Origin of the sequence: Streptomyces sp. ISL-87 (assembly GCF_018614095.1) — a bacterium.
GTDB lineage: Bacteria > Actinomycetota > Actinomycetes > Streptomycetales > Streptomycetaceae > Streptomyces.
Genome location: NZ_JAGGOY010000007.1, coordinates 1 through 13,021 on the forward strand (window position 1 = coordinate 1; position 13,021 = coordinate 13,021).

The 13,021-nt window shown below is 64.7% G+C and carries 15 protein-coding genes and 2 tRNA genes; 12 read left to right on the forward strand and 5 right to left on the reverse strand.

Translation table 11 applies throughout. From position 1 onward, the window contains the following. Positions 1–408: 408 nt before the first annotated feature. Positions 409–603, reverse strand: a complete 195-nt coding sequence (locus J7I97_RS01550) for a hypothetical protein (RefSeq protein WP_214930502.1) — start codon at positions 601–603, stop codon at positions 409–411. Positions 604–1,441: 838 nt separating this feature from the next. Then, positions 1,442–2,200, reverse strand: coding sequence for a GntR family transcriptional regulator (locus J7I97_RS01555; protein ID WP_214930503.1), 759 nt, complete (start codon positions 2,198–2,200; stop codon positions 1,442–1,444). 78 nt (positions 2,201–2,278) lie between these two features. Here J7I97_RS01555 and J7I97_RS38040 point away from each other — a divergent pair, with 78 nt between their 5' ends. From J7I97_RS38040 to J7I97_RS38045, 4 genes are all read left to right on the forward strand, one after another. Further along, a complete protein-coding gene (locus tag J7I97_RS38040; protein WP_308369222.1) occupies positions 2,279–2,557 on the forward strand; it encodes a hypothetical protein in 279 nt (92 codons plus the stop codon). 251 nt (positions 2,558–2,808) lie between these two features. Further along, on the forward strand, positions 2,809–3,033 hold the full coding sequence (locus J7I97_RS01560; RefSeq protein WP_214930504.1) for a hypothetical protein: 225 nt from the start codon (positions 2,809–2,811) through the stop codon (positions 3,031–3,033). Beyond that, positions 3,030–3,758, forward strand: coding sequence for a GntR family transcriptional regulator (locus J7I97_RS01565; protein ID WP_214930505.1), 729 nt, complete (start codon positions 3,030–3,032; stop codon positions 3,756–3,758). The genes J7I97_RS01560 and J7I97_RS01565 overlap by 4 nt, the downstream gene beginning before the upstream one ends. Further along, the gene (locus J7I97_RS38045; protein WP_251058384.1) at positions 3,755–4,099 is read left to right on the forward strand and encodes a hypothetical protein; all 345 of its coding nucleotides are present in this window, start codon (positions 3,755–3,757) and stop codon (positions 4,097–4,099) included. The genes J7I97_RS01565 and J7I97_RS38045 overlap by 4 nt, the downstream gene beginning before the upstream one ends. Positions 4,100–4,288: 189 nt before the next feature. Here J7I97_RS38045 and J7I97_RS01570 read toward each other — a convergent pair whose 3' ends face one another. Both J7I97_RS01570 and J7I97_RS01575 read right to left on the reverse strand, forming a co-directional pair. Then, positions 4,289–4,579, reverse strand: coding sequence for a hypothetical protein (locus tag J7I97_RS01570; protein WP_214930506.1), 291 nt, complete (start codon positions 4,577–4,579; stop codon positions 4,289–4,291). A gap of 139 nt (positions 4,580–4,718) precedes the next feature. Further along, positions 4,719–5,213 carry a hypothetical protein gene (locus J7I97_RS01575; RefSeq protein ID WP_214930507.1) on the reverse strand — a complete coding sequence of 165 codons (495 nt, stop codon included), beginning with the start codon at positions 5,211–5,213 and terminating at the stop codon, positions 4,719–4,721. Positions 5,214–5,450: 237 nt separating this feature from the next. Here J7I97_RS01575 and J7I97_RS01580 point away from each other — a divergent pair, with 237 nt between their 5' ends. The 4 genes from J7I97_RS01580 to J7I97_RS38050 all read left to right on the forward strand — a co-directional run bounded on the left by J7I97_RS01580 (position 5,451) and on the right by J7I97_RS38050 (position 9,258). Next, positions 5,451–6,842, forward strand: a complete 1,392-nt coding sequence (locus J7I97_RS01580; RefSeq protein ID WP_308369221.1) for an RNA-directed DNA polymerase — start codon at positions 5,451–5,453, stop codon at positions 6,840–6,842. 94 nt (positions 6,843–6,936) lie between these two features. Continuing rightward, a complete protein-coding gene (locus tag J7I97_RS01585) occupies positions 6,937–7,644 on the forward strand; it encodes a hypothetical protein (protein ID WP_214930508.1) in 708 nt (235 codons plus the stop codon). Positions 7,645–7,923: 279 nt separating this feature from the next. Next, positions 7,924–8,124 carry an excisionase family DNA-binding protein gene (locus J7I97_RS01590; protein WP_214930509.1) on the forward strand — a complete coding sequence of 67 codons (201 nt, stop codon included), beginning with the start codon at positions 7,924–7,926 and terminating at the stop codon, positions 8,122–8,124. 489 nt (positions 8,125–8,613) lie between these two features. Beyond that, positions 8,614–9,258 (forward strand): site-specific integrase, encoded by a 645-nt coding sequence (locus J7I97_RS38050; protein WP_308369220.1) that lies wholly within the window; start codon positions 8,614–8,616, stop codon positions 9,256–9,258. Between the two features lie 70 nt (positions 9,259–9,328). Here the strand turns inward: J7I97_RS38050 and J7I97_RS01600 are convergent. Further along, a tRNA-Gly gene (locus J7I97_RS01600) sits at positions 9,329–9,399 on the reverse strand. A 190-nt stretch (positions 9,400–9,589) separates the two neighbouring features. Between J7I97_RS01600 and J7I97_RS01605 the strand changes: the two genes are divergently transcribed. The 4 genes from J7I97_RS01605 to J7I97_RS01620 all read left to right on the forward strand — a co-directional run bounded on the left by J7I97_RS01605 (position 9,590) and on the right by J7I97_RS01620 (position 12,875). Next, positions 9,590–9,666 (forward strand) — tRNA-Pro (locus tag J7I97_RS01605). A 164-nt stretch (positions 9,667–9,830) separates the two neighbouring features. Continuing rightward, the gene (tig, locus tag J7I97_RS01610; RefSeq protein ID WP_214930510.1) at positions 9,831–11,234 is read left to right on the forward strand and encodes a trigger factor; all 1,404 of its coding nucleotides are present in this window, start codon (positions 9,831–9,833) and stop codon (positions 11,232–11,234) included. 285 nt (positions 11,235–11,519) lie between these two features. Next, positions 11,520–12,137 carry an ATP-dependent Clp protease proteolytic subunit gene (locus J7I97_RS01615; RefSeq protein WP_308369219.1) on the forward strand — a complete coding sequence of 206 codons (618 nt, stop codon included), beginning with the start codon at positions 11,520–11,522 and terminating at the stop codon, positions 12,135–12,137. Between the two features lie 69 nt (positions 12,138–12,206). Further along, positions 12,207–12,875: an ATP-dependent Clp protease proteolytic subunit gene (locus J7I97_RS01620; protein WP_285441056.1), complete on the forward strand. Its 669-nt coding sequence runs from the start codon at positions 12,207–12,209 to the stop codon at positions 12,873–12,875. Positions 12,876–13,021: the final 146 nt, after the last annotated feature.

The following is a 13,021-nucleotide window of genomic DNA, read 5'->3' on the forward strand; positions in this document are numbered from 1 at the left end:
GCCAAACGCAACGGTGTTGACCCACCCCTTGACCGGCCAAGCCCCTGACCTGCACGTCCCCAGCCGCAGCCCCGCAGTTCCCCGAGACTCCCCACCCACTCCCACCCAACCGGGCACGCGGGGGACACGCACCGGAGGCCGGAGGTAGCGCCACCCGCCGAAGAGATGCGGCGTCGGGCACAGCTCCATCGGCTCCTCGGGCCGATCCGCCCAGTGCCACCAGATCAGCTTCTCGGCGCATCGCCACAACGCCCGCCAGACTCGCTGGCCGTCCTCCTCCCGTAGGCATAGGGCGAGGCCGCGGGTCTTCATCAGCTGACCGCACTTTGGGCATACGGGAGGGCCGCTAGACATGCTGGGCACGATATCTGGCACGTTCAGCACGGGGTGCGGGACAAAGGGCACCGCCTAGGCTCGACTCGGCTTCTTGTCGTCATTGAGGTGGGCCCGGGCGGCTTCGGTGAACGCACGAGTCGCGTTCAGGAGATCTAGTTCGTGGTTGTGGCGTTCACGCAGAGGCCGCCCCTCGAGCGCGTCGAAGAGGGTGTACGGAGCCTCGCCCCGGAGCGCATTTACATGCACGTTGTGGGCATAGCTCTCCATCCGCTGAGCTATCTCTGCGATGTGCTCGGGCCCTTCAAGCTGGACGACGGCTGCTGCAAGGCGCAGCGGTTCAGTCGACACCTCGGCTTGGATGCGACAGGCTTGTCGGTCGGCTTCTTCTCGCCTCTCCCCCGGGGGGTAGGAGATTCCTAGTCGGGCACAAGCCTGTACCGAGCACTCCCCCCACATGGTTTGACGTACGTAGCTGTTGGCTGCTGCAAGGAAGTCGGCATACGCGTCACGTTGGTGCTGGCGCCGCACGGCGTCCACTGGGCCCCGGTGGGCACCTCGCCCCTGAACGCGGCCAGCGCTGAATGCGGCTGTGGCTGCCAGGAGGGCAACGGGGCTGGATATAAGAGCGGCTGCCACGGCGGGGTCCATGGACCAGATCATCCCTTGCTGCGGACCCGTGGGAGGCCTGCTTGGGGAAAGGGCAAGACACCTTGATGTGATCACGGGGACCGGGCTCGTGTGACCTCATTGACGCGGTACATCGACACGACCAGACCGTCGGACACCAACTCGCTCCGGCCGCCACCAACCACCAAACGCTGCGTCTGTTCGTGCCTGTTGATGTCAGGTCTGGATGTCAGCGGAACAGGTGCGGCACAGGACAGACCTCCAACGGTTCGTCCGGCCGGTCAGCCCAGTGCCACCACATGTGCTGCTTCCCCGGGCACTTCCACAGAGAGCGGCACGTCCGCTGGTCGTCGTCTTCCCGCCTGAGGAGCACGAACCCGCCGAACTTCAGGTCCTGGCTGCAGTCAGGGCACGTCGGAGCCTCGTTCGTCATCAGCCGAGCCTATAGACGGGAGAGCTGGCCTGGTCGGGGAGTCGCTCACTGGCGACTGATCGGGACCTCGTAGACGATCTCGCAGAGCGCGACAGGAACGACGATGTCCGCCGTCTCCACGGGCTGCCCCTGGTCGCTGTAGTAGGTCCTCCGGATGTGGGTCACCAGGGCCGCCTTCTGGACCCCCAGGAGCGAGGCCTCCTCGGTCGTCGCCTGCCGCGGTTCCGGCTGTTCCACGGCATGGCTGACCGTGATGCCGATCTCGGCCATGCGGTTCACGACGCCAGCCCCGGCGTGCGGCCCGCCCTCAGGGAGGATGACGAGCGTGCCGGCGGTGAGCTCGTACGGCTCCCAACTCGTCGACAACTGCACCGGCCTGCCATCGGCGAGGAACTCGTACACCGTGCGCACGCACAGCTCGCCAACGGCGATACCGAGACGCGCCGCGATCTCGACCGGCGCGGGAACCTTCGCCTCGGTCCGGCTCTCCCAGTTCCCCTGCCTGCCCAGGGCATGCATGTCCGCTCGGAAAGGAGAACCGCCCGGCTGCTCCCGAGCCGATGAACGGACCACTCGTACGCGCTGACGGGGCTCCGCGACGTACGTCCCTGAACCCGTGCGTCCTTCCAACACGCCCTGAGAGATCAGCAGCTCTTGCGCTCGGCGCACCACGTTCTCGCCGACGCCGCACTCCTCGGCGATCTGGGCCCGCGAGGGGAGCCGGTCGCCAACGGTCCACTCATGCTCCGCGATCCGCTGCCGCAGTACGTCGGCGATCCGGAGATAAGGCGGCTGCTCAGGCATGTAGAAAATCTAGTCCACTAGCTCTAATCTAGTTAACTAGCTTCACTCAACGTGTTCGTCCGGCGACGGAGGTCCTCTGTGCCCGCTTCGAAAGCAAGGGCTGAGGACATCGCCGCCCGCCTGTCCGCCTTGGGACTGACCACGCGGGTGGAGGAACACGCCCGATACATGTCGATCGAAGCGGAGGTACCGGAAGCGCTGCCCGCCGAATCGTGGCGGGAGGTCCTGGAGGTAGTTGCGGAGGCCGACCGATTCGGACTCCTCGCCAGCAGCTTGACCGGCCGCACCCTCTGGGCCGCCGTACGTAAAGCGGTCCCCGCGACGGGCGACGTCCGGGGACCTGGCCGTCAGCGATAGGAGCTGATCAGCGTGTTGAACCGTATGGTCCCCACCGCCGCCCGCACCAGTGGGCGCCCCCTCCGGCCGCCGTCCCCACCACCCGTCGCGGTCACCACCCCTTACCGGTCGAGCTCGTGCGCGATCGGCACCCACCACGAGTGCGCGCAGTCGTCTCCCGCCACGGCACCGGTCGGAGTGCCCGTGATCTACGAGGCCTGCGACTGTACCTGCCACACGGCGGACGCATCCGAGCCGCAGCAGGTGACCCAGTGAAGGCATGGACACCCAGCGGAGCCCTCGCCACGAACATCGAGATCACCTCGACCAGCGTGCAGCGCGGCGACGTCATCCAGATCGGCGGCCAGCCGTGCCGCGTCGTTGACCTGATCCAACTGCCCACCAGCGCCAAGCGACTGTGCTTCGAATCAGGTGAGCAGCTGACCATGCACGCCCGGACTCGCCTCGTGGCCCTTCGGGTGCGGAGGCAGTGGTGACTCATCCCGCGCCTTCCCGCCGGCACACCATCGCCGATGACCTTCGGAGCCAGATCTCGACGGGCCGTTTGAAGGCCGGCGAACGGCTCCCCTCTGAGGCCCAACTCTCCGCCCGCTACAAGGTCAGCACGCCAACGCTGCGGAACGCCCTCGCGCTCCTCCAGGGCGAAGGCCTCGTGGAGAAGATCCACGGCAGCGGTAACTTCGTGCGTCACCCCCTCCGCAGAATCACGTACGCCGACGGCGGATGGATGCTGGAGGCGCAATCCCCAACCGAAGAGGCCCTCCGCGTCACCGTCCGTACAGCCAACCTGCAAGCACACGGCCACCTGACCGTGCTGCTGAAAGTCTCGCCCCGAAGCCCCCTGACGGAATTCCTCTGCCTCAGTCACGAGGGGAGGTCGCCGCACAGCCTGGCCCGCATCTACGTCCCCCGCGACCTGACGCCAGCCGACATCCCCGAAAGGCTGTTAGCCGCACGGCTGGCAGTGCTGAGCCCACCACTGGCCGAGGTCCAGGAAAGGGTCAGTGCCCGCCTCCCAACCCCAGACGAAGCGACGGCACTTCGAATCAGCTCGACCTTGGCCGTCCTCTCGATCACGCGCGTGGCAACCGACCCCACCGGCCGCGTAGTCGAGGCGGCCCTCCTGGTGTTGCCGGCTGACCGCGCTGATGCCGTGTTCACCACCCGCTACACGACCGGAGCCATGGGGGCGGAACGATGACACCGCACAGCGAGCTACGACTCCTGCCATGGTCGGGCCCGGACGACAAGCCCTGCTACTTGAGCGCCGACGACAACGCCGGCTACCTCTCCAGGATCGCTGACAACGCCGAAGCGGTTCAGCTTGCCTGGGGGAACGAGCTCTTGGACCATGCCCTCGAATTGCTCGCGGACAAGGAAGCCGAGCCGGATGAACTCCGCCTCTTGGCCGCAGACCTGGCCGGAGCACTGCGAGACGCAGTCCGCGTAGCAACCAGCCGAGGCCACCGTCTGGAGACACCAGCTGTATCCGTGCCCGGAACACGCGACGTTGCCCCTCCTTCGCCAATGATCTCCGGCTAGCGACATCTACCCCCCAACGACAGCAGGCCCCCAGACGATCTCTGGGGGCTTCGCTGCTCATGCGCGACTGCTGCTGACAAACGGCTCCGGAGGCCCCGGCTCACGCAGGTCGGCTGGTCAAGGGCGCCGTCTTTGATCAGCCGTGGATGTCAGCTCTAGGCCCAGCTTCAATACGACCGCCGGCCACTTTCACTCGTCGTCGCACCGCTCCAAAACCAGGCTGAGAGACCCGTCCTCCAGCCCGTTGCTGTCTTCGAGGTGCAGATGACTCCCATCGGGAACACCTTCCCCGGCAAGCACCAGCAGATGACCGGCGAGCGTCCTGAGACCCGCAGCGTTCGCCTCGATCACGACCTCTCCGCCCAGGCCCCGCACCTTGATCCGCGCGTCCGCCTCCCACGTGTAGACCTGCGCGACGCCATCGGTCACGGCCGCAACTTGGGTGCTCTCAACGGGGGCGCTGCTGGATTCAGAGGTCATGGGGGCCATCATGCCGCCCTGCTCACACGGCTCCGGAGGCCCCGTGCGTCTCACACGTTTCAGCAGGTCAACGGATTAGAGACCGGTCGACCGGCCGTCAGTCCACGAATAGGCCGTGGCTCTAGGATGACGATCCTGGTCACCCTGCGCTGATGTGAGAGCAGAGACGGCGTTGTTGGTAGCCGCCGGGCACGGCCGCACCGACCGCGGCCCAAAATGCCTTGGACTCTGCGAGGTGTCCGCCAGGGGTGTGCCATGCCATGTCGGGGTGCTCGATCCGCAGCGCTGCGAGGCCGGCCGAAGCCAGGCCGCATCGCTCGTACTCCGGCATGGTGTACGGCTGCTCGACCCAGCCGAGTCGGCAGCGGCGGCAGAGCTGATAGTCGACGCTGAACGCGAACTCGCCGTCTAGGTTGGCCGCGCGCTGACGCCAGCCAATCCGCTCCGCTGAGATCGTGTCCTGCCAGGGCGTGTCCAACTCCGGCACGTCAGGTATGCGATGCCGTCGGCCGAGACGACCTCCGCTCATCCACAGCACCAGCTCACGCAAAGGCTCTCGCCCGGACACACGTCCTACCTCATGGGCCTGACCGGCCAAGCGTCGCGCCGCCTTCTTGCCACCAACGACTGTCATGTCACCCATCGTTCCTCGATTCGGTGACAGGGAGGCTCTTCCGGGGGAAGAGAAGACGACCAGAGCTCCGAAGCAAGTGCGTGCGACACCCCTTGTGACTACTCTAAGTAGCCTCAGACTCTTGGGAGGATGCCGGCAGGGGGGCGGCAGGGGATGACTCAAAGATTCTTCAGGCACCTAGACATGGCCTGGCGCCGCCTGTTTAGCGGTCGCGGCCAGTCTGAAGTTCCGGACATCGTGAACTTCGCAGACATCAATGCATCATGGATGGACGTCCGATCCGGGGTGGTCACGGCTATTAGAAGTGGGCATGTAGGCCCAGACTACGTTGAGATTCTAGATACCCCAAAGAATTCCGTTGCCGTTCGGCCAATATCCCGTCTATCAGTACACGACCGCCTGGTGTACGACACGCTCGTATTCTCTATCGCCGAGCTCATAGAACCTCAACTTCAGAGTAGCGTCTATAGTGCTCGCTGGAACAATAAGGGAAAAGGGTTCTGGAGCCCAGTCAATTCCTGGGTCTCGATGCAGAAGCGCGGCGTGGAACTCATGGGTGAAGCCGATTTTCAGCTAGCACGCACTGACGTCGTCTCCTTCTATGAGCACATAGACGTGAACACGCTCGCTATAGACATCGAATCCGTGGGAGCCAACCGACACGTAGCCGAGCGGTTGATTACCTATCTCCGTATGTTCCAGAATTCTAGTCACGCGTGGGGAATACCTCAAGGTCCCGATGCTTCGGCAATCCTCGCAAACCTCTACCTGCTCCCCGTCGATGAATTCATTCACCGATCCGGTATGCATTACTTGCGCTACTCGGACGACATGATGCTGTTCGATACAGAGCGAGAGGCTCTCCGTAACGCCCTCCTGGAAGTTAATGCGATACTTCGATCTCGCCGCCTGTCGATGTCCTCCATAAAGACCGAGATTTATGACCACGCGCATTCTCTATCTCAGCTAGAAGATCTCGAAAAGGATGCAATCAACTACGGCATACGGGTGGGCGAGTCCGGGGCTGAGGAGAGGCTCTACAAGCTATTCACGGAAGCGGTGCACGAAGTCCAGCGGGATCGCGATGTGAAGTTTTCCCTTTTTAGAATGGGGAGATTGAAGGATGATCGTGCCATTCCTTGGGTGATCAACAACCTCAAGGAAAGTCATCACCTAGCCAGTCAGCTCCTTCAGTACCTGGAGTGCTTCCCTGAGCGCCACTTGGCCGTGGAGCGGTCGTATGTGTCGATCCTACGATTGGTTTCAGGCCACAAATATGACCACCTTGAGCAGCGGATACTTCAAGCTGCTACCAGGCAGGAGATTCGATCGATTCAGATTCGCGACCTTGCATGGGGTATTTTGCAGAATAAGAACAAGTCGAACTTGCCGAGGGAGTTTGCCGCAAGGTATCTAGGGCGAGTGAGCACGGTTGCGGATGGCCAGCTTCTCCGCCGCGAGTTTGAAAACGAGTCGAATGTTAACGTGCGCCGCGCCCTGCTGGTGGCCATGTATGAAGCTAGGTCAATTTCGAGACCGATGCTCACGAATCTGGCCACGTCTGATTCTCGACTGTCATTGATCAGTCGGTATCTGCTCAAAGACCCCCTCGTCCCGCTTCCGCGATAGGAGCAAACGGTTGTCTCGGCTCGTTGCCTACTTGGCGCTGGCGCTCACTGCCGGAGTGGCTAGCTTCTTCATTACGAATTCCACAATCATCAACATGACAGCAGGACTTAGTGTTGGGCTGCTGATTCCAATTCTTGATGAGGTCGCGAAGAATTGGGGTCAACTTCGGCACGTCTGGTACTCGATTCGATACCGAAGAAAGTCCATTAGAGTCTCCACGTCGTATCTTTTTCGCATACTCGTCGACGGCAAGTACCTTCTAATTCGCGGATCTCGATATGTGAATCAATTTCAACCTGTCGGGGGGGTGCATAAGGTTTCCCCGCAGGGAAGCAGCGTGCTATCGGCAATGGGGGTTACTGACGACGATCTGATTCCCGTGGATCCTGCTAGGTATGGAGATATTCGCGTGCGCGTACCTGGCAAGATGATTGCCAAATTCTTTCACTGGTTTGAATCAAGGGAAGGTCGCGAAGACTCTCCTTGGAGGGAGTTCCAGGAGGAGTTGGTGGCCACAGGGATTGTGTCGGTGGTGAATTTTCCGCACATCATGCATAATTATCTTCGGCGGGAAGTTGACGTAATTCGATTTAGCGAATATGCGGATTCCCTTGAAATTCTAGTTGCTGACATATATGAACTCGTACCCAATCAGGATCAGCTGAATGAGTTGAGGCGGCTAGCGGCCGCAGGGAATCCCGACTTGGTATGGGTATCCGCCCAACAGATTCGACGGAGAGGTGCTACTCCGGGACAGGAGCAGGTCATCGAAATCGCGGCGCACGCTCGCAGAATCCTGTAAGGCGAAAGATCGACAGCCGACGTGGCCCTTCTGTCATCCCGTCTGCCGTCGTCCCACACGGAGTGGTAGCAGGGCAGTCGCCAGGGGCCCAGGTGGAGCGCCCCGCTGGACGAACGACCTGGGCCCCTGGCGGCTGGTCTGCTACGGCTTGCCCTGGGACGACGGCAGGCGGGATGACAGCCCACCTCAACCACAACGAGTCGGTACTCGCCGCCAGCATCTCCCGGGACATTCAGCTGAACCGCCAGACCGCCCGCGAAGCCCTGCAAGGAGAGCAGCATGAATGAGCGTTTCCTCAGCGTCGTCCAGGTTGCCGAACTGCTTGGCACCACCGTGCGGTTCCCCCGACGCCTCGTCGAGGAGCGGCGGATCACCTATGTGAAGGTCGGTCGGCACGTGCGCATCCCGGAGAGCGCCGTGCAGGCGTTCATCGCCGCCCACACCGTCGAGCCGCGTCGCCGCCTGGGGGTGGCTGCCTGATGGCCGGTAAGCGTCGCCCGTTCGGACGGGTGCGGAAGCTGCCCTCCGGCGCTATCAGGCGCGGTACGTCGGACCTGACGGGCAGCTCCGTCCCGCACCGGAGACCTTCCGGACCAAGCGGGACGCGGATGACTGGCTCGCCGACAGGCAGACCGAGATGCGGCGCGGGGACTGGCACGACCCGGACGCCGGGAAGGTTCGGTTCGGTCCGTACGCCGTTGCGTGGATCAAGGAGCGCGAGCTGACCAGCACCACTCGGCAGCTCTACTCCTCGCTCCTCAAGCACCACTTGGAGCCCAACTTCGGCGCCGTCAACGTGGCGGAGATTTCGACCCTCTCGTTCGGCGCTGGCGTGCTGACAAGCTCGCCGCCGGCACCGGGCCCACCACGGTCGCCAAGGCGTACGCCTTGCTGCGGGCCATCCTGGGTACGGCGCTGTCTGACCAGATGATCAGGCGCAATCCGTGTCAGGTGAAGGGTGCGAGCACCGTGCACACCCCGGAGCGGCCGACCGCCACGGTCGAGGAGGTCTACGCCCTGGCGGCGGCGGTCCAGCCCCGGTACAGGGCGCTCGTGTTGATGGCAGGCCTGCTCGGTCTGCGCTGGGGGGAGCTGATCGGTCTCCATCGCCGGGACATCGACCTCGACCACCAGGCCGTGCGCGTCCGCCGGGCCGTTGCCGAGCTGAGCAACGGGCAGCGGGAGATCAAGGCGCCCAAGAGCGCCGCCGGCAAGCGCACCGTCACGATTCCGGGCGTGATCGTCTCGGAGATCCGGGCCCATCTGAAGGTCTACTCCGAGCCGGGTCCGGACGGGCGGATCTTCATCGGGGCCAAGGGGGCGACTCCGCGCCGGAATCACTTCAACCGGCTGTGGCACAAGGCGTGTCGGGAGGTGGGGATCAAGGGGCTGCACTTTCATGATCTTCGGCACACGGGCAACACCCTGGCCGCGTCGACGGGCGCCAGCACCCGCGAGTTGATGGCGCGGATGGGCCACCGCACCGCCCGCGCCGCGCTGATCTACCAGCACGCCAGTGCCGACCGGGATCGGCTGATCACCGACGCGCTCAGCGCGCTCGTGGAGAAGGGCACGCGGAAGGGCAAGGGGCACGCGGGGGGCACGGGAACCTGATCACGGGTCCCGGGAACGACTAAGGGCCAGGCGGAGGAAACGTCCTCTGACCTGGCCCTTTGTGCTTCAGAGCGGGTGACGGGAATCGAACCCGCGTAGCTAGTTTGGAAGACTAGTGCTCTACCATTGAGCTACACCCGCAACACGCGCGCCGCAGGTCGAAGACCGCGGCACGGACAGCATCCTAGCGGGTCGCGCCGGGGGAGTGCACACCACATTCGAGGCCGCCGCGCGGATCCGGTTCGTATGCCCGTCCCCGCACTCCCGGGATTCGCGCGCGGCCGCGGCATGTCGGAGGGCGTTCGGGCATGTACCCTACGTGTCGCACCGACGGGGTGTGGCGCAGCTTGGTAGCGCGTCCGCTTTGGGAGCGGAAGGTCGTCGGTTCGAATCCGGCCACCCCGACCACCAGCCTTCTTCCACGAAGATCGCGTTGTGGGCTGATTGCCGCTTGCGGTTACTATGCAAGCTGCGTGCCCGTGTGTCTGATGTACCGGGCCGAAGTCCGCTGAACCGCTGAACCGCAGCGTGACGGCAGAACCCCCAGCAGTCAGCCACAAGGAGACCGAACCGTGAAGAGCGCCGTGGAGACCCTGAACCCGACTCGGGTTCGGCTCACTGTTGAGGTGCCCTTCGAGGAGCTCAAGGACAGCCTCGACGCGGCGTACAAGAAGATCAACCAGCAGGTCACGGTGAAGGGCTTCCGCAAGGGCAAGATCCCGGCCCGCGTCATCGACCAGCGCTTCGGCCGCGGTGCGGTGCTGGAGGAGGCCGTCAACGACGCCCTCCCGAAGTTCTACACCGAGGCGGTCAACGAGGCCGACCTGAACCCGCTGGGCCAGCCCGAGGTCGACATCACGGAGCTGAAGGACGGCGAGCTGCTCGCCTTCACCGCCGAGGTGGACGTCCGCCCCGAGATCGAGATCCCGGACTACTCCGGCATCGAGGTCGAGGTCGACGCCATCGAGGTCTCGGACGAGGACGTCGAGAAGTCGGTCGAGCAGCTGCGCGCCCGCTTCGCGTCCACCAAGGACGTCGAGCGCGCGGCCGAGGACGGCGACGTCGTCACCATCGACCTCGAGGCCAAGGTCGACGGCGAGGTGCTGCCCGACGGCGTCGCCTCCGACGTCTCCTACACCATCGGCTCGGGCGAGCTCCTCGAGGGCATCGACGAGGCCGTCAAGGGCCTGGAGGCCGGTGGCGAGGCCACCTTCACCTCCCAGCTGAAGGGCGGCTCCGCCGAGGGCAAGGACGCCGAGGTCACCGTCAAGGTCACCAAGGTCTCCGCCCGCGAGCTGCCGGAGCTGGACGACGAGTTCGCGCAGATGGCGAGCGAGTTCGACACCCTTGAGGACCTCAAGGCGGACAGCCGCAAGCGCCTCGAGAACATGAAGCAGTACGACCAGGCCACCCAGGCCCAGGAGCGCGTCCTGGAGAAGTTCCTGGAGCTCGCGGAGATCCCCGTCCCCGAGAAGCTGCTCGCGGACGAGGTCCAGACCCGCAAGCACAACCTGGAGCACCACCAGCTCGGCCAGATGGGTCTGACCATCGAGAAGTACCTGGAGTTCCAGGGCAAGACGGTCGAGGAGTTCGACGCCGAGACCTCCGAGCAGGCGATCAAGGGCATCAAGACCCAGTTCCTGCTGGACGCCCTGGTCAACAAGGAGAAGCTGGGCGTCAACCAGGAGGAGCTCACCGAGCACCTCATGCGCCGCGCGCAGTCCTCCGGCATGTCCCCCGACCAGTTCGCCCAGGCGGTCGTCGAGGGCGGCCAGGTCCCGATGCTGGTCGGCGAGGTCGCTCGCGGCAAGGCCCTCGCGGTCGTCGTCGAGAAGGCCAAGGTCGTCGACACCAACGGTGACGTCGTGGACCTCTCCGACGACGAGGACGAGCTGGAGATCGCCGCCGAGACCGTCGAGGCGGCAGTCGAAGGCGCCGCCGACGAGGACGAGGCGAAGGCCGACGAGGCCAAGTAACACCCCGGGCAACGCCCACTGAGCAATGCCCCGAAGGGCCCGGACGCAGCCGCGTCCGGGCCCTTCGCGGCAGTCGCGCCGTGCTCGTACCGGGGCTTCGTACCTTGCGCTCCGAGCGAACAGTTCGGGAAGCGGGATGGCGTTGTCCGACCTGCGCGTTAGGGTCCATGAATACGAGGGCACGGGAGTACCCGACGCCGGTGGGCTTCGCCCGCACGGCTGGTCCGCGCCCCAGAACGAGACGCTGAGACGGCATGTGGCCGTCGGAGACGAGCAGGTGGATACGTGACGAATCTGATGCCTTACGCCGCGGGTGAGCCGTCCATCGGTGGCGGCCTCGGCGACCATGTCTACAACCGGCTGCTCGGCGAGCGCATCATCTTCCTCGGCCAGCCGGTCGACGACGACATCGCGAACAAGATCACGGCGCAGCTCCTCCTCCTGGCCGCCGAGCCGGAGAAGGACATCTACCTGTACATCAACAGCCCCGGTGGCTCCGTGACGGCCGGCATGGCGGTCTACGACACCATGCAGTACATCAAGAACGACGTCGTCACCATCGGTATGGGCATGGCCGCCTCGATGGGCCAGTTCCTGCTCACCGGCGGCACCGCCGGCAAGCGCTTCGCGCTCCCGAACACCGACATCCTGATGCACCAGGGCTCCGCCGGCATCGGCGGCACCGCCTCGGACATCAAGATCCAGGCCCAGTACCTGCTGCGCACGAAGCAGCGCATGGCCGAGATCACGGCCCACCACTCCGGCCAGACCGTGGAGGCGATCATCCGCGACGGCGACCGCGACCGCTGGTTCACGGCGGAGGAGGCCAAGGGGTACGGCCTCATCGACGAGATCATCTCCGCCGCGTCGCTGGTTCCCGGCGGCGGCGGCACCGGGGCCTGATCCCGGCGAGCGACCTCCCGTAGCGCCCGCCCGTACCGGGCAAGCCTCAGCACGCAGAACGCCACCAGGATGGTGAACACCCAGATGCAGAACAACTTCTCCGCTAGCGGCCTCTACACCGGCCCGCAGGTGGACAACCGCTACGTCATCCCGCGCTTCGTCGAGCGCACGTCGCAGGGCGTGCGCGAGTACGACCCGTACGCGAAGCTCTTCGAGGAGCGCGTGATCTTCCTCGGCGTGCAGATCGACGACGCCTCGGCCAACGACGTCATGGCGCAGCTGCTGTGCCTGGAGTCGATGGACCCGGACCGCGACATCTCCATCTACATCAACAGCCCCGGCGGCTCCTTCACCGCGCTGACGGCGATCTACGACACGATGCAGTTCGTGAAGCCGGACATCCAGACGGTCTGCATGGGCCAGGCGGCCTCCGCCGCCGCGGTCCTGCTCGCCGCCGGCACCCCCGGCAAGCGCATGGCCCTGCCGAACGCCCGCGTGCTGATCCACCAGCCGTCCGGCGGCACGGGCCGTGAGCAGCTCTCCGACCTGGAGATCGCGGCCAACGAGATCCTGCGCATGCGCGACCAGCTGGAGACCATGCTGGCCAAGCACTCGACGACGCCGATCGAGAAGATCCGCGACGACATCGAGCGCGACAAGATCCTGACGGCCGAGGACGCGCTCGCGTACGGCCTGATCGACCAGATCGTCTCGACCCGCAAGAACAGCACGGTCTGATCCTTGCCGCCAGTTGGCGTGGGCACGTCGCCGCATTGAGCGATGTGAACCACGTCAAGGGGGCCCCGCACGGGGCCCCCGGCAAGGTACCGTCGGATATGAGGCACCAGGAGCGCTGAACCAGGCGTCTCCCAGGCGAAGGGGAA